Annotated in this window: 13 protein-coding genes; 7 read left to right on the forward strand and 6 right to left on the reverse strand. The window is 72.0% G+C overall.

Going from position 1 to position 15,509, the window contains the following annotated elements; translation table 11 throughout:
* Positions 1 to 5 precede the first annotated feature (5 nt).
* Positions 6 to 692 carry a response regulator gene (locus tag AB0A61_RS29910; RefSeq protein ID WP_361298964.1) on the reverse strand — a complete coding sequence of 229 codons (687 nt, stop codon included), beginning with the start codon at positions 690 to 692 and terminating at the stop codon, positions 6 to 8.
* Positions 689 to 2,353 (reverse strand): sensor histidine kinase, encoded by a 1,665-nt coding sequence (locus tag AB0A61_RS29915; protein WP_361298966.1) that lies wholly within the window; start codon positions 2,351 to 2,353, stop codon positions 689 to 691. Before AB0A61_RS29915 ends, AB0A61_RS29910 begins: the two co-directional genes overlap by 4 nt.
* A 125-nt stretch (positions 2,354 to 2,478) precedes the next feature.
* On the opposite strand from AB0A61_RS29915, the gene AB0A61_RS29920 reads away from it, so the two are divergent.
* Positions 2,479 to 3,906 carry a cation:dicarboxylase symporter family transporter gene (locus AB0A61_RS29920; protein WP_361298997.1) on the forward strand — a complete coding sequence of 476 codons (1,428 nt, stop codon included), beginning with the start codon at positions 2,479 to 2,481 and terminating at the stop codon, positions 3,904 to 3,906.
* Between the two features lie 172 nt (positions 3,907 to 4,078).
* Here AB0A61_RS29920 and AB0A61_RS29925 read toward each other — a convergent pair whose 3' ends face one another.
* Positions 4,079 to 4,696, reverse strand: a complete 618-nt coding sequence (locus AB0A61_RS29925) for a TetR/AcrR family transcriptional regulator (protein WP_361298968.1) — start codon at positions 4,694 to 4,696, stop codon at positions 4,079 to 4,081.
* Between the two features lie 162 nt (positions 4,697 to 4,858).
* On the opposite strand from AB0A61_RS29925, the gene AB0A61_RS29930 reads away from it, so the two are divergent.
* From AB0A61_RS29930 to AB0A61_RS29950, 5 genes are all read left to right on the forward strand, one after another.
* Positions 4,859 to 6,532 (forward strand): MFS transporter, encoded by a 1,674-nt coding sequence (locus tag AB0A61_RS29930; protein WP_361298970.1) that lies wholly within the window; start codon positions 4,859 to 4,861, stop codon positions 6,530 to 6,532.
* A gap of 105 nt (positions 6,533 to 6,637) precedes the next feature.
* A complete protein-coding gene (locus tag AB0A61_RS29935; protein WP_361299000.1) occupies positions 6,638 to 7,402 on the forward strand; it encodes a DUF2127 domain-containing protein in 765 nt (254 codons plus the stop codon).
* Between the two features lie 66 nt (positions 7,403 to 7,468).
* Entirely contained in the window at positions 7,469 to 7,897 is a 429-nt protein-coding gene (locus AB0A61_RS29940; protein ID WP_361298973.1) for a MerR family transcriptional regulator, read from the forward strand.
* Positions 7,898 to 7,914: 17 nt separating this feature from the next.
* Positions 7,915 to 8,229: a thioredoxin domain-containing protein gene (locus tag AB0A61_RS29945; protein ID WP_361299003.1), complete on the forward strand. Its 315-nt coding sequence runs from the start codon at positions 7,915 to 7,917 to the stop codon at positions 8,227 to 8,229.
* 191 nt (positions 8,230 to 8,420) lie between these two features.
* Entirely contained in the window at positions 8,421 to 10,664 is a 2,244-nt protein-coding gene (locus AB0A61_RS29950) for an ATP-dependent DNA helicase (protein ID WP_361298976.1), read from the forward strand.
* Positions 10,665 to 10,716: 52 nt separating this feature from the next.
* Here the strand turns inward: AB0A61_RS29950 and glgB are convergent, their stop codons facing one another.
* Positions 10,717 to 13,098 carry a 1,4-alpha-glucan branching enzyme gene (gene glgB, locus AB0A61_RS29955; RefSeq protein WP_361298979.1) on the reverse strand — a complete coding sequence of 794 codons (2,382 nt, stop codon included), beginning with the start codon at positions 13,096 to 13,098 and terminating at the stop codon, positions 10,717 to 10,719.
* A gap of 25 nt (positions 13,099 to 13,123) precedes the next feature.
* On the opposite strand from glgB, the gene AB0A61_RS29960 reads away from it, so the two are divergent.
* Positions 13,124 to 13,690 carry a hypothetical protein gene (locus AB0A61_RS29960; RefSeq protein WP_361298982.1) on the forward strand — a complete coding sequence of 189 codons (567 nt, stop codon included), beginning with the start codon at positions 13,124 to 13,126 and terminating at the stop codon, positions 13,688 to 13,690.
* A 12-nt stretch (positions 13,691 to 13,702) separates the two neighbouring features.
* On the opposite strand, the gene AB0A61_RS29965 is transcribed toward AB0A61_RS29960, so the two are convergent.
* Positions 13,703 to 15,103, reverse strand: coding sequence for a maltokinase (locus AB0A61_RS29965; RefSeq protein WP_361298985.1), 1,401 nt, complete (start codon positions 15,101 to 15,103; stop codon positions 13,703 to 13,705).
* Between the two features lie 82 nt (positions 15,104 to 15,185).
* The coding region (locus tag AB0A61_RS29970; RefSeq protein WP_361298988.1) for an alpha-glucosidase C-terminal domain-containing protein at positions 15,186 to 15,509 on the reverse strand (324 nt) is incomplete at its 5' end.

A 15,509-nucleotide genomic window follows, 5' to 3' on the forward strand; every position in this document is an offset into this window, starting at 1 on the left:
CGGATTCACCGCCCCCGCACCCACCGGTACTGCAACTCGGGCCGCCCCACAGTCCCGTACTGGGGTCTGCGCGCCGCGCGGCCGGCGTCGACCAGGTGCTCCAGATAGCGCCGGGCCGTGATCCGTGAGATGCCGACCGCCTCGGCGACCTGGGTCGCCGTCATGCCGTCGGCGCAGTCCCGCAGCGCCACGGTGACCCGCTCCAGCGTCGGCGCACTCAGCCCCTTCGGCAGCGCGGCCGGTCCCGGCGCCCGCAGGGTCGCCAGCGCCCGGTCCACCTCGTCCTGCCCGCTCGCCTCGCCGACCGCGGCGTGGAACTCGGCGTACCGCACCAGCCGGTCCCGCAGGGTCGCGAAGGTGAACGGCTTCAGGACGTACTGGACCACTCCCAGCGACACCCCCTCGCGGACGACGGCCAGGTCCCGCGCCGAGGTCACCGCGATGACATCCGCGTGGTGACCGGCGGCCCGCAGCGAACGGGCCAGCTGCAGGCCGTGGACGTCCGGCAGGTGCAGATCGAGCAGCAGCAGGTCGACCGGGGTGCGGTCCAGCATGCGCCGCGCCTCCGCTCCGGTGTGCGCCGTACCGACGGCCGTGAAGCCGGGCACCCGGCCGACGTACATCACATGTGCGTCCGCCGCGACCGGGTCGTCCTCCACCACCAGGACGCGGATGGGCCGAGCGTCCGTCATGCGTCGCCTCCGCCCAGGTCGCCTCGGGACCCGGCCCGGGGTGCGACCCGGTCCGGTGGCCCGTCCCCCAGCGGCAACCGCACCTCGAACACCGCCCCGCCGCCCTCGGCCTCCGCCACCGCCAGCGTCCCCTGCTGGCGGTGCACCGCCTGCCGCACGAGCGCCAGCCCCAGGCCCCGTCCGCCGGGGCCGGCCGGCTTGGTCGAGAAGCCGCGCCGGAACACCAGGTCGGCATGGGCCGGGTCCACGCCCGACCCGGTGTCCGCCACGCGCAGCACCAGTTCCCGCCCCTCCGTGCGGGCCGTCACCGCCACCCGGGCCCGGGCACTGCCCTGCGCCGCGTCCACCGCGTTGTCGATGAGGTTGCCGAGGATGGTCACCAGGTCCCGGGCCGGGAGGGTCTTCGGCAGCAGCCCGTCGTCCAGGCCGCTGTCCTCGGACACCACCAGCTCCACGCCGCGCTCGTGGGCCTGCGCCGTCTTGCCGAGCAGCAGCGCGGCCAGCACCGGCTCGCTCACCGCCGAGACGACCTGGTCGGTCAGCGCCTGGGCCAGCTCCAGCTCCGCGGTCGCGAACTCCACGGCCTGCTGGGCACGGCCCAGCTCGATCAGGGACACCACGGTGTGCAACCGGTTCGCCGCCTCGTGCGCCTGCGAGCGCAGCGCCTGTGTGAAGCCGCGCTCGGAGTCCAGCTCGCCCATCAGGGACTGGAGTTCGGTGACATCGCGCAAGGTCACCACCGTTCCCCGGTGCTCTCCGCCCGACACCGGCGAGGTGTTCACCACCAGGACCCGGGACGCCGTCAGGTGCACCTCGTCCACCCGGGGCTCCGACGCCAGCAGCGCGCCGGTCAGCGGGGCCGGGAGGCCGAGGTCCGCCACCGACCTGCCCACCACGTCCTCCTCGCGCTCCACGCCCAGCAGTTCTCTTCCGCCGTCGTTGATGAGGGCCACCCGGTACTGGGCGTCCAGCATCAGCAGGCCCTCGCGCACGGCGTGCAGCGCGGCCTGGTGGTAGTCGTGCATGCGGCTGAGCTCGCCGGCGTTCATGCCGTGGGTGTGACGGCGCAGCTGGGCGTTGATGACGTACGTGCCGATCGCGCCCAGCGCGAGGACCCCGGCGGCGACCCCGAGCAGCGCCGTGACCTGGTCCTGGACCCGCCGGCTGATCGCCTGCACCTTGATGCCGGCGCTCACCAGGCCGATGATGCGGCCGTTGTCCGCGACGGGCGTGACCGCGCGGACGGACGCGCCGAGGGTGCCGGTGTAGGTCTCGGTGAAGGTCCCGCCCTTCCGGGCCCGGGAGATGGTGCCGAGGAAGCGCTTGCCGATCTGTTGCGGGTCCGGGTGCGTCCAGCGGATGCCCTCGGGGTTCATGATCGTGACGAAGTCGACCCCGGTGTCCCTCTGGACCTTCAGCGCGTACGGCTGGAGCTGCGCGGTGGGGTCGGACGTGTGGATCGCCGCCCGTACCGACGGGGCGTCGGCGATCGAGCGGGCCACCGCCGTGGCCTGGCGGCCCGCCGCCTCCTCGGCCTGCTTCTGGTCGCTGACGTAACTGAACAGCGCGTACCCCGCCACGACGAGCGCGAGCAGGACGGCCTGCATGGCGAACAGCTGGCCGGCCAGGCTGCGCGGTCTGGGGAGGGCGGGTATGCGCATGCCGTCAGTGTGCCTCTCCGGACAAGCCCCGAGCGTGAACTCAATGAACGGAAGGGTGACCGCCCTCACACGGCGGGAGATAGTCACGGCATTCCCATCCCCCGGACGTGAGCCGCACGCCGGTGATGCCGACGACGTCGTCAAGGAGGGCCGCCGTGACCAGCCCAGCCGCTACGGCACCTGCCACATCCCCCGCCAAGCGGGACCGCACGCACTATCTCTACATCGCCGTGATCGCCGCGGTGCTCCTCGGCATCGCGGTCGGCTTCGCCGCGCCCGACTTCGCCAAGGAGCTCAAGCCCCTCGGCACCGGCTTCGTGAACCTGATCAAGATGATGATCTCGCCGATCATCTTCTGCACGATCGTGCTCGGCGTGGGTTCGGTGCGCAAGGCCGCGAAGGTCGGCAAGGTGGGCGGTCTGGCGCTCGTCTACTTCGTCGCCATGTCCTTCGTCGCCCTGGCCATCGGCCTGGTGGTGGGCAACCTCGTACACCCCGGCAGCGGTATGCACCTCACCGAGGCCGTGAAGGGTGTGGGCCACGCCCAGGCGCAGACCGCCAGTGAGGGCCCGGTCGACTTCGTGCTCGGAATCATCCCCAAAACCCTCGTCTCGGCCTTCACCGAGGGCCAGGTCCTCCAGACGCTGCTGGTCGCCCTGCTCGTCGGGTTCGCGCTGCAGGCCATGGGCCGCAGGGGCGAGCCGATCCTGCGCGGGGTCGAGCACATCCAGCGGCTGGTCTTCCGCATCCTCGCCATGATCATGTGGGCCGCCCCGGTCGGCGCCTTCGGTGCCATGGCCGCCGTGGTCGGTGAGACGGGCATGGACGCCCTCAAGGCACTCGCCACGATCATGGTCGGCTTCTACGTCACCTGCCTGCTGTTCGTGATCGTCGTGCTGGGCGCGCTGACCCGGCTGGTGGCCAAGGTCAACATCTTCCAGCTGCTGAAGTACCTGGCCCGCGAGTTCCTGCTGATCCTGTCCACGTCGTCGTCCGAGTCGGCGCTGCCGAGGCTCATCGCCAAGATGGAGCACCTGGGCGTCAGCCGCCCGGTCGTCGGTATCACCGTGCCGACCGGTTACTCCTTCAACCTCGACGGCACCATGATCTACCTGACGATGGCCTCGCTGTTCATCGCCGACGCCATGGACCAGCCGCTCTCCATCGGCCAGCAGATCACCCTGCTGCTGTTCATGATGATCGCCTCCAAGGGCGCCGCCGGCGTCACGGGGGCCGGGCTCGCCACCCTCGCCGGTGCCCTGCAGTCCCACAAGCCGGCCCTGGTCGACGGCGTAGGGCTCATCGTCGGTATCGACCGCTTCATGAGCGAGGCCCGCGCGCTGACGAACTTCGCGGGCAATGCCGTCGCCACGGTCCTGATCGGCACCTGGACCAGGGAGATCGACGCGGACCGGGTCCGCCGGGTGCTCGCCGGTGAGCTGCCCTTCGACGAGACGACGCTGCTCGACGACCCCGAGCAGACCGGCACCGGCACCGAGGTGCCCGAGCAGCGCGGGGACGGCGAGAAGGAGCACAGCGCCGCGCTGGCCTGAGGCCGGCCCAGGCCGCCCGAAGGGGCGCTTTGCGCCTGGCCCCGAAGAGGCGCTCCACGCCTGGCGTTGCGCCCCCGTACTCCGGGTGCCCGGCCCCGCCTGAACCCGGGCCGGGCACCCGGCACACACCAGTCGGCCACCGGGTGTGAGCCGGTGGGAGACGGGCCGCGCCTCAGTGGCTGAGCTTCGCCACCAGCGCCGCCGCCAGGGAGGCGGGCACGCCCGCCGCGGTCAGTACCGTGACCGCGGCGGAGCGGCCCGCCTCCCGTGCTGCCAGCAGGCCGTCGTTCACCGCCTCCATCAGCGCGAACAGCATCTGTTCGTGTACGTACGCCAGAGCCGGCGCGGGCAACGGGGAGGTGAAGGCACCCTCGTCCAGGCCGCGCTGGAGGAGCTCGACGGCGCTCGCCCGGACCGGTGCGAGACGTTCGCGGATGCCCTGCATGGTGACCGTGCGCTGGGCGAGCGCGACCAGCAGCCGGTAGCGGTCGGCGATCTCCCAGACCGCCAGCACCGAGCGCGCCACGGCCTCCGCCGGGTCCCCGACATCCTTGCGGCCCGCCGCGTGCGCGGCGGACAGCGCCTGCACCGCGTCGTCGACGAGCGTGCTGATCAGCGCTTCGCGGCTGGGGAAGTGCCCGTAGACCGTCCGCCGCACGACACCGGCGGCGCGCGCGATCTGGTCCATGGACGCGTCGGGGTCGCGCAGCAGCTCGGCGAGGGCGACATCGAGGATGCGGCGCCGGTTGGCGTCTGCGCGCGTGGTGTTACCCGTGGTCATGGCTGCCATTCTGCACGCCCCCGCGGTCGGGCCTCCGGTTCCTGCGCAAGGCCGTCACCTCCTTGACTTGCACAGTGCTGTGCAGCGGCCGTACATTGCACATGGTTGTGCAACTGCACGCCGTTGTGCAAGTACCGTCGCGCACGTCAGTGAGGAAGGCGACCCGAAGCCATGCGACTCGTCCTGAACGAACCGGTCGAAAGGATGGACCGCCCCTACCCCCGGCGCTGGTGGGCGCTCCTGGTGCTCTGCCTGAGCCTGCTGATCATCGTGATGGCGAACACCGCCCTCACGGTCGCCGCGCCGGACATGACCCGCGACCTCGGCCTGTCCAGCGCCGACCTGCAGTGGGTGATCGACGGTTACACCGTCCCGTACGCCGCGCTGATGCTGCTGCTGGGCGCCATCGGCGACAAGTACAGCCGTCGCGGGGCGCTGGTGCTGGGGCTCGTCGTGTTCGGCGGCGGGGCCGTCTTCGGCTACCTCGCCGACAGCGCCGCCACGGTGATCGCGGCCCGCGCGGTCATGGGCCTCGGTGCGGCGCTGATCATGCCCGCCACGCTCTCCCTGCTGGCCGCCACCTTCCCGCGCGGCGAGCGGGCCAAGGCGATCACCCTGTGGACGGCCACCGCCGGGCTCGCCATCGCGGCCGGTCCGGTCGTCGCGGGCGCGCTCCTGAAGGACCACGGCTGGTCCTCGACCTTCCTGATCAACGTACCGATCGCCGCCGCCGCCCTGGTCGCCGCCTTCGTCCTGGTCCCGCCGTCGAAGGCCGCCCACCACGACCGGATCGACTACGTCGGCGGCCTGCTGTCGGTGGTCTGGATCGGTGCACTGGTCTACATGATCATCGAGGGGCCGCACTTCGGCTGGCACACCAGGGCGGTCACCGCCGCGGCCGTCGCGGGTGCGGGCCTGGTGGCCTTCGTCGTGTGGGAGCTGCGCCACCCGCGCCCGGTCCTCGACGTACGCCGCTTCGCCCACCGCCGTTTCGCGGGCTCCAACCTCGCCGTCGCCCTCTTCTTCCTGGCCGTCTTCGGCGCCTTCTACTACCTCACCCAGCACCTGCAGTTCGTCCTCGGCTACGACGCCCTGCAGACCGGTCTGCGCATGCTGCCGCTGGCCGGCGCCGTCTTCGTGGGCTCGGCGCTGACCGGCTACCTCACCCCGCGCGTCGGCATGAAGTGGACGGTCGGCTCGGGCATGGTCGGCGGCACCGCGGCGCTGGCGCTGCTGACCCGGGTGGACGCCTCGTCCTCGTACGGCGACTTCGTGGCGCCGCTGGTGATCCTGGGCCTGGCGATCGGCCTGGCCCTGTCGCCCTGCACCGACGCCATCATGGGCGCCTTCCCGGAGTCCGAGCTCGGCGTCGGCGGCGCGGTCAACGACACCTCGCTGGAGCTGGGCGGCTCGCTCGGCATCGCCATCCTCGGCTCGCTGCTGTCCACGTCGTACTCCGACCATCTCTCCGACGCCACCGCCGGCAGCAGGCTCCCGGCGAGCGCGCTGTCCACCGCCCGGGACTCGGTCGGCGCCGGCTACCAGGTCGCGCAGGGCATCGGCGCCAAGGCCCGGCAGCTCGCCGGGCAGGCGGCCCACACCAGCGACCCGCACCAGGCCGCCCAGCTGAAGGCCCAGGCCGGTCAACTGGCCCAGGGCGCCCAGCAGATGAAGGAAGCGGTCGGTTCCTCCTTCTCCGACGCGGTCGCCCACACCAGCCTGGTCGGCGCGGTGATCCTCGGCGTGGGCACCGTCCTGGTCGCGCTGCTGCTGCCGCGCCGGGAGGCCGCGGCGGCGGAGGAGATCGAGGAGGCCAGGGAACTGGCGGGCAGCGGGACGCGCTGACGGACCCCTCGGCACCGTTTCCCCGCCGCATGCACTAGCGTGCCGTGCCGGATCGACAGGTACGGCACGCTCGTACGCATGGATGTGCAGATGGAGGCACGGGGGATGAAGATCGACTGGGACCGGCGGCACTGCGCGCGCCAGGGGCATGTGACCTACGCGCCGGACGACCCCCGGCTGCGGCTCCGGCTGCACGCGGAGACCGCCCTCGGCGAGGCGTGGCGGTGCCTGCGCTGCGGCGACTTCGTGCTCGGCGAGCCGCACGGTACGGGGCCGGCCGCCGAGGCCCCGCTGGTGCCGCGCGGGAAGGTGCTGCGGGACCTGTTCATCCTGCGGTTCCTGGCGATCGAGCGGGCCGTGCGCGGGGTGTTCATCGTGCTGGTCGCGGTGGCGGTGTGGAAGTTCAGCAACAGCCAGGACGCGGTGCGGCGGCTGTTCAACGAGTACCTGGACGTCTTCCGCCCGGTCTTCCGGCACTTCCACTACGACCTGGACCACTCACCCGTGGTCGGCACCATCCAGAAGACCTTCGGCTACAAGCACTCCACGCTGCTGCTGGTCGCCGGGCTGCTGCTGGCGTACGCGCTGATCGAGCTCGTCGAGGCGGGCGGCCTGTGGTACGCCAAGCGCTGGGCGGAGTACCTGACGGTGATCGCCACCGCCGCCTTCCTGCCGCTGGAGATCTACGAACTCACCGAACACGTCAGCGGGCTGAAGATCGCCACCCTGGTCCTCAACGTCCTCGCGGTCCTCTACATCGCCATCGCCAAGCGCCTGTTCGGCCTGCGCGGCGGCCGCAAGGCCTTCGACGAGGAACGCCGCAGCGCCTCACTGCTGGAGGTCGAGGAGTCCGCCGGGACGGCCGTCTAGACGGCATGGACGTCAGCGCGCGCCGTCCTTGCCCTGACGTCGGCGTCAAGGCCTACCTTCGTACGCATGCGAATCGGCGAGCTGGCCGCGCGGGCCGGGACCACGACCCGGACGCTGCGGTACTACGAGGCACGGGGCCTGCTGCCCGCACGGCGCGACACCAACGGGTACCGCACCTACGACGAGCGCGACCTCAAGCTCCTGCGGCAGATCAGAACGCTGCAGGACTTCGGGTTCGACCTGGAGGAGACCCGGCCCTTCGTGGAGTGCCTGCGGGCCGGGCACCCGGAAGGGGACTCGTGCCCGGCGTCCCTCGCGGTCTACCGGCGCAAGCTGGCCGGGCTCGACGCGCTGATCGGCGAGTTGCGCGCGGTGCGCACGCAGGTCGGAGCGCAGCTGGCGAGGGCCGAGCGGGCGCGCGCCGAGCTGGCCGCCGATGCGCTGGTTCCGGGCGGTCCGGAACCCCTGTGCGAGCTGGGAGGGCAGGAACGGTGACCAAGTCACTGGTGGGTGTGGCCGAGGTGACGGACGCGGACTTCGGGGCGGAGGTGCTCGACTCCGATCTTCCGGTGCTGGTGGAGTTCACCGCCGACTGGTGTCCGCCGTGCCGCCAGATGGGGCCGGTGCTCAGCGCCCTCGCCTTCGAGGAGGGCGACCGGCTGAAGGTGGTCCAGCTGGACGTGGACACCAACCCGGAGACCACGAACGCGTACAAAGTGCTGTCGATGCCGACCTTCATGGTCTTCAGGGGCGGCGAGCCGGTGAAGGCGATGGTGGGCGCCCGGCCCAAGCGGCGCCTGCTGGAGGAAGTCTCCGACGTGCTGTAACCGGACCCGTATCGGACCCGTATCCGAACCCGCATACGCAGAAATCCCCCGAGCAATTGCGCTCGGGGGATTTCCTTGCGTATATTCGGTGGTTCGCGACTTCAAGTGAATTGAGTCGCAAAGAAGTTCAGTGGGCACAGTATATCCGGCCGGGAGCGGAATTGTCAAACACCGATTTTCCAGACGGTGAATTGCGTCAGGAACAGGAATTCTTCGACGGGCTGTACCGGCGCGTGGACGCGTTGCGCGGGGACACCGAGGCGTCCGTCGCGGACGCGCTCGCGCAGGGCGACAAGCCCATGCAGGCCAGGCTGGAGCGGGACATCCTCGTCGCCGAGCGCTCGGGGCTGCTCGCCGCGCTGAACGCCGTGGACGGCTCGCTCTGCTTCGGCCGCATCGACCTCACCTCCGGGTCGAGTCACCACATCGGCCGCATCGGCCTGCGCGCCGACGATCCCAACCGCACGCCGATCCTCATCGACTGGCGGGCCGACGTCGCCCGCCCCTTCTACCTGGCCACCGGCCACACACCGATGGGGCTGCGGCGGCGCCGGCACATCTCGACCGACGGCCGCCGGGTCACCCACCTGCACGACGAGATCCTCGACCTCGGCGACGCCACCCGGACCGGCCACGAGGACCCGACCGGCGACGCGGTGCTGCTCGCCGCGCTGAACTCCGCCCGCACCGGCCGCATGAGCGACATCGTGCAGACCATCCAGGCCGACCAGGACCGCATCATCCGGGCGCCGTACCGCGGCGTACTGGTGGTCGAGGGCGGCCCCGGCACCGGCAAGACCGCGGTCGCCCTGCACCGGGCGGCCTACCTCCTCTACGAGTACCGCGAACTGCTCGCCAAGCGCGCCGTCCTCATCGTCGGCCCCAACCCGGCCTTCCTCGGCTACATCGGCGAGGTGCTGCCCTCCCTCGGCGAGACCGGCGTACTGCTGGCGACCGTCGGCGAGCTGTATCCCGGTGTGCGGGCCACCGCCGCCGACACCCCCGAGGCGGCCGCCGTGAAGGGCCGCGCGGAGATGGCCGACGTGCTCGCCGCCGTCGTACGCGACCGGCAGGCGCTGCCCGACCCGGTGATCGCCATCGAGCACGACCGCGAGGTCCTCATGCTCGACGACGGCCTGGTCAACGTCGCCCGGGAGCGCACGCGCGCGGCCGGGCTGCCGCACAACGCGGCCCGCGAACACTTCGAGGGCCACATCCTGAACACGCTCACCGACCTGTTCGCCGAGCGCATCGGCACCGACCCCTACGACGGCTCGAACCTGCTCGACGCGAGCGACATCACCCAGATCCGCGACGAGCTCGCCGAGAACCGTGAAGTCTGGTCCGCCATCGACCAGTTGTGGCCCCGGCTCACCCCGCAGCGGCTGGTCGCCGACTTCCTCGCCGATCCGGCGGGGTACGTGTCCGACGAGGACGCGGCCGCCATCCGCCGCCCGGTGACACGGGCGTGGACCACGGCCGACGTGCCCCTGCTCGACGAGGCGGCCGAACTGCTCGGCGAGGACGACCGGACGGCCCGCGCCCGCGCGGAACGCGAACGCGCGGAACAGGTGTCGTACGCGCAGGGCGTGCTGGAGGTGTCCTTCGCCTCGCGGACCTACGAGTTCGAGGACAAGGAGGAGGACGACCCGGAGGCCTCGGAGGTGTTGTCCGCGCACGACATCATCGACGCCGAGCGGTTCGCCGAGCGTCACGAGGAGGCGGACCACCGCAGCGCGGCCGAACGGGCGGCCGCGGACCGCAGCTGGGCGTTCGGGCACATCATCGTCGACGAGGCGCAGGAGCTGTCGCCGATGGCGTGGCGGCTGCTGATGCGGCGCAGCCCGACCCGCTCGATGACCCTGGTCGGCGACCCCGCGCAGACCGCGGAAGCGGCCGGTGTCGGTTCCTGGGCGGACATCCTCCAGCCGTACGTGGAGGACCGCTGGGAGCACACCCGCCTCGGCGTCAACTACCGCACCCCGGCGGAGATCATGGACGTGGCGGCGGCCGTGGTCCGTGCCGAGCACCCCGCGTTCGAGCCGCCGAGCTCGGTCCGCTCGACGGGCGTGAAGCCCTGGGCGCGCGCCACCGACGACCTCCCCGGCGCCGTGGCCGAGGCGGTGCAGGAGCTCACCCCGGCCGAGGGCCGCCTCGCGGTGATCGCCCCGCGCGACCTGCACCGACGCCTGGCGGCCCGGCTGGACGGGGTCACGGCCGGAGCGGAGCCCGACCTCACCCGCGCGGTCGTCCTCCTGGACCCGCGCCAGGCCAAGGGCCTGGAGTTCGACTCCGTCCTCGTGGTCGAGCCCGGCCGCTACGGCACCAGCGACCTCTACGTGGCCCTGACCCGCGCCACGCAGCGGCTGGGCGTGCTCCACTGCGGGGACCTCCCGAAGGCGCTGGCGGACACCCTCGCCCAGGGTCTGTCCTAGGGAGTGTCGCCCAGGGAGTGTCGTTCGGATCACCCCGGGTCCGCGACGCTCCCTAGGCCGGTCGCAGCCAGACCGTGGCCAGGGGCGGCAGGGTCAGCCGGATGCTCGCCGGGCGGCCGTGCCAGCCCTGGGGCTCCGGCTTGACCGGGTGCGGGTGCACCACGTCGCTGCCGCCGTAGCGGGCATCGTCGGTGTTGAGGACCTCCAGCCAGGCCGGGACGTCGGCGGGGACGCCGAGGCGGTAGTCGTGGCGGACGACGGGGGAGAAGTGGGAGACCGCCAGCAGCGGGGTGCCCTCGGCGTCGAAGCGCAGGAACGCGAAGACGTTGTCGTCCGCCGCGTCCCCCACGATCCACTGGAAGCCGTCGGGGTGGATGTCGCGCGCCCACAGGGCCGGGGTGGCCCGGTAGACGGCGTTGAGGTCACCGACCAGGTTCCGCACGCCCCGGTGGTCGGCCGCCGCCCCGTACGCCGGGTCGAGCAGCCACCAGTCCGGACCGTGCGCCTCGGACCACTCGGCCCCCTGGGCGAACTCCTGACCCATGAAGAGCAGTTGCTTGCCCGGGTGGGACCACATGAAGCCGAGGTAGGCGCGCAGGTTGGCGCGCTGCTGCCACCAGTCGCCGGGCATCTTCGACACCAGCGAGCCCTTGCCGTGCACCACCTCGTCGTGGGAGATGGGCAGGACGTAGTTCTCGCTGTAGGCGTACACCATCGAGAAGGTCATCTCGTGGTGGTGGTAGGAGCGGTGAACGGGCTCGTGGCTCATGTACTGCAGCGAGTCGTGCATCCAGCCCATGTTCCACTTCAGTCCGAAGCCGAGACCGCCGAAGCCGCTCGGCCCCCGGTGGTGGGTGGCGCGGGTGACCCCGTCCCAGGCCGTCGACTCCTCGGCGACGGTCACCACGCCCGGCACCCGGCGGTACAGGGTCGCGTTCATCTCCTGCAGAAACGCCACCGCGTCCAGGTTCTCCCGGCCGCCGTACTCGTTCGGGGTCCACTGGCCCGGCTCGCGCGAGTAGTCGAGGTAGAGCATGGAGGCCACGGCGTCCACCCGCAGGCCGTCGATGTGGAACTCCTCGCACCAGTACAGGGCGTTGGCGACCAGGAAGTTGCGCACCTCCGGCCGGCCGAAGTCGAACTCCAGCGTGCCCCAGTCCGGATGCGCGGCGCGCAGCGGGTCCGCGTGCTCGTACAGGGGACGACCGTCGAACTCGGCCAGCGCCCACTCGTCGCGCGGGAAGTGCGCCGGCACCCAGTCCATCAGCACGCCGATCCCGGCCCGGTGCAGGGCGTCGACGAGGTACTTGAAGTCGTCCGGAGTGCCCAGCCGGGCCGTGGGCGCGTAGAAGCCGGTGACCTGGTAGCCCCAGGAGCCACCGAAGGGGTGCTCCGCGACCGGCATCAGCTCCACGTGGGTGAAACCGAGCTCCTTGACGTAGGCCGGGAGCTGCTCGGCCAGCTGACGGTAGGTCAGTCCCGGTCGCCAGGACGGCAGATGGACCTCGTACACCGAGAACGGCGCCTCGTGCGCCGGCCTCTTTGCCCGGCGGGCCAGCCACTCCTCGTCGTGCCATGCGTGGTGGGAGGCGTCGATGACGGAGGACGTTGCGGGCGGCGCCTCGGTGCGCCGGGCCATCGGGTCGGCGCGCAGGGTCCTGGACCCGTCCGGGCGGGTGATGTCGAACTTGTACAGCTCGCCCTCGCCGATGCCGGGCACGAACAGCTCCCACACCCCGGAGGAGCCGAGCGAGCGCATCGGGAAACCGGTGCCGTCCCAGAAGTTGAAGGTGCCCGCCACGCGCACGCCCCGGGCGTTGGGCGCCCACACCGCGAAACGGGTGCCCCGCACGCCCTGGTGGGTCATCGGATGGGCGCCCAGCGCCTGCCACAGCCGCTCGTGCCGGCCCTCGCCGATCAGATGCAGGTCCAGCTCGCCGAGCGTGGGCAGGAAGCGGTAGGCGTCCTCGGTGTGCTGCTCCGTCCCCTCGTACGCCACCTGAAGCCGGTACGCCGGGACCTCGCGCAGCGGCAGCAGTCCCGAGAAGAAACCCTCCCCGTCGTCGTGCAGCTCGGCCCGCAGGTTCCCGGTGAAGACGGTGACGGACAGCGCGTACGGCCGGAAGGCGCGGAAGGCGACACCGCCGGGCACGGGATGCGCACCCAGCACGGAGTGCGGCTCGTGGTGCGTGCCGTTGAGCAGCCGCTCACGATCACCGGCGTCGGCAGCGGGCGAGACGGCCACCTCCAGCGTCCCGGCCGTGACCGGCTCGGGGGCGGGGGGTGCGGGTGTTTCGGCCGCGGGCGTCGGTTCGGGGGCGGGGGTTACGAGTGTTTCGAATGGGGCCGTCGGCCCGGACGCCGCGGGCCCGGCGGTCCCGGACGCGGCCGCCGGCTCGGCTGCGACCACCTCGGCGCCGGACGATGGGAACACCTCGGCCGCACTCCCCGCTGCGGGCGTGACCGGTTCGGGCGCCGAGAAGGCGGCAGCCCTGGACGCGGCCGCCACCTCGGGCGCGGTTGCCTCGGCGGACGCCGGTGCGGGCATGTCGGCGGCGGTCGAGGGTGCCACTGCCTTCTCGGCGGCAGTTGGGGGCGGTGCGGCCTTCTCGGCGGCGGCCTTCCTCGCCGGTGCCTTCTTGGCGGTCGTCTTCTTCGCGACGGCCTTCTTCGCGGTCGCCTTCGGCGCGTCGGCGGTCTTCGTGGTCGCCTTCCTCGTCACGGCCGCCTTGGCCGCGGAGCGCTTCATGGCCGACTTCGCGGCCGTTTCCCCGGCGGCCGGCTGGTCCGCGGGTGCCGCCTTCTTCGCGGCCTTCTTCGCGCTCCTGGCGGCTTTCGCGGCCTTCGCCGCCGCCTTCTCCATGGTCTTCTCGGCCGCCTTCTTCGCCGTATTCCTCGCGGCGCTCTTCTGCTGCGGGGCCGTCGGCTGCCCGGCGCCCGGGTTCTCGGGCGTCTTCTTCGGATCCGAACCGCTGGACGGGGGGCGGGGGGTCACGGGTGGAGCCTCCTCGGCGCAGGTCAGGTGAGGTGGAGAGGGGTCAGGCCGGTTCGGAGCCGGCCAGGCGGCGCACCGCGGACAGCGGCACCGGGAGCCAGTCGGGCCGGTGCCGGGCCTCGTAGAGGACCTCGTAGATCGCCTTGTCCGTCTCGTAGGCCCGCAGAAGCACCGGGTCGGTCCGCGGGTCGTACTCGCTGACCTCGGCGTATCCGGTGCAGTAGGCGGCCCGGCAGGCCGCGGCCCATTCCGGCGCCGGTGGACCGCCGGCCGAGTGCGCCGCGTAGTCGAAGGAGCGCAGCATCCCGGCGACGTCGCGTTCCACCGGCTGCGCCATCCGCCGCTCCGCCAGCGGTTTGGCCGGCTCGCCCTCGAAGTCGATCAGCCACCACTCCCCGGACGGGGAGCGCAGGCACTGGCCGAGGTGCAGGTCGCCGTGGATGCGCTGCGCGGTCCAGGTCTGGCCCTCGGCGGCCAGGTCGGCCAGCGCCTCGAACGCGGAGCGCAGCCCGGGGACGTAGGGACCCAGCGAGGGCACCGCCTGCGCGGCCGCCTCCAGCCGCTCGGCCATGCCGGCCACCAGCGACTGCATCTGCGTGTGCCCCAGCGTGACGGTGGGCAGCGCGCGAGCCAGCGCGGTGTGCACCTCGGCCGTGGCGCGGCCGAGCGCCCGCGCCCCGGCGCTGAAGTCCTCGCCCTTGGCCAGCTCGCGCAGCGCCAGCTCCCAGCCGTCGCAGGCGCCCTGCACAAAGGGCTGCAGCACGCCGAGCAGGTACGACTCGTCGGCGCCCAGGTCGGGGTCGGCCATGATCCACGCGGTCGGCGGGGGCACCCGGGAGCAGCCCTCCCGGGCCAGGGCAAGGGGAAGCTCCAGGTCGGGGTTGATCCCGGGCAGGACGCGGCGCAGGAGTTTGAGGATGAACGTATCGCCGTAGACGACCGACGAATTGGACTGCTCGGCGGTCACCACGCGCGGCACCAGGTCCGGGCGTATCTCTTCCCGCCGTTCGAAGCGCAGCCCGCCGATGCGTGCCTGGGTGCGCAGCGCCTCCAGGATCACCTCGGCGGGCCGGGAGTCGTACAGGGCGTCGTACACCGTGTGTCCGGCGAGTGGCCCCCGCTGTACGTGGCCGATCAGCGCGGGCGCCAGCCGTGGCGGCAGCGCCTCGCGCACGCCTATGAGCAGCTGGTAGCAGTCGCCGGGGTGCGGGACGGTGCCCTGGACGGAGGCGAGCGGCTGGTGGGCGCGCACCATCAGGTGGTACAGGCCCAGCTTCCCCTCCAGCGGGAGCAGCTCGGTCTCCGCCACCAGGGAGAATCCCGTGACCGGGCGGCCCTTGCCCGCGAACCAGCGCTGTCGCGGCAGCCACTCGTGCAGCAGGGGATCCAGTGACGCGAGGAGGCCGGGGCCTGTGGTGACAGAGCGTGTGACGGCTTCCGACATGGCGTCGCGTCCAATCGCTGGTCGGGTGTGACTGACGCGTGCCCCGGGGCGGGCCTCAAGAAACCGACCCGCCCCGGGGTAACTAGGCGGCGTCCTTGCGGAGCCGGAACCAGTAGAAGCCGTGTCCCGCCAGGGTCAGCAGGTAGGGAAGTTCCCCGATGGCCGGAAAGCGGACCCCGCCGAAGAGCTCCACCGGATGCCGTCCCTGGAACTCCCCCAGGTCCAGCTCGGTGGGCTGGGCGAACCGGGAGAAGTTGTTCACGCAGAGCACGAGATCGTCCTTGTACTCGCGCAGGAAGGCGATGACCGTCGGGTTGGAGGACTGCAGTTCGGTGTAGGAGCCGAGGCCGAAGGCGGGGTTCTGCTTGCGGATCTCGATCATGCGCCGGGTCCAGTGCAGCAGCGA

The sequence above is a fragment of the Streptomyces sp. NPDC046197 genome, assembly GCF_040646295.1.
Taxonomy (GTDB): domain Bacteria; phylum Actinomycetota; class Actinomycetes; order Streptomycetales; family Streptomycetaceae; genus Streptomyces.

Coding starts and splice junctions, on each gene's coding strand:
- AB0A61_RS29915 (WP_361298966.1), bottom strand. CDS start 2,353: ATGCGCATACCCGCCCTCCCCAGACCGCGCAGCCTGGCCGGCCAGCTG.
- AB0A61_RS29925 (WP_361298968.1), bottom strand. CDS start 4,696: ATGGCAGCCATGACCACGGGTAACACCACGCGCGCAGACGCCAACCGG.
- AB0A61_RS29930 (WP_361298970.1), top strand. CDS start 4,859: ATGCGACTCGTCCTGAACGAACCGGTCGAAAGGATGGACCGCCCCTAC.
- AB0A61_RS29920 (WP_361298997.1), top strand. CDS start 2,479: ATGCCGACGACGTCGTCAAGGAGGGCCGCCGTGACCAGCCCAGCCGCT.
- AB0A61_RS29965 (WP_361298985.1), bottom strand. CDS start 15,103: ATGTCGGAAGCCGTCACACGCTCTGTCACCACAGGCCCCGGCCTCCTC.
- AB0A61_RS29910 (WP_361298964.1), bottom strand. CDS start 692: ATGACGGACGCTCGGCCCATCCGCGTCCTGGTGGTGGAGGACGACCCG.
- AB0A61_RS29935 (WP_361299000.1), top strand. CDS start 6,638: ATGAAGATCGACTGGGACCGGCGGCACTGCGCGCGCCAGGGGCATGTG.
- AB0A61_RS29940 (WP_361298973.1), top strand. CDS start 7,469: ATGCGAATCGGCGAGCTGGCCGCGCGGGCCGGGACCACGACCCGGACG.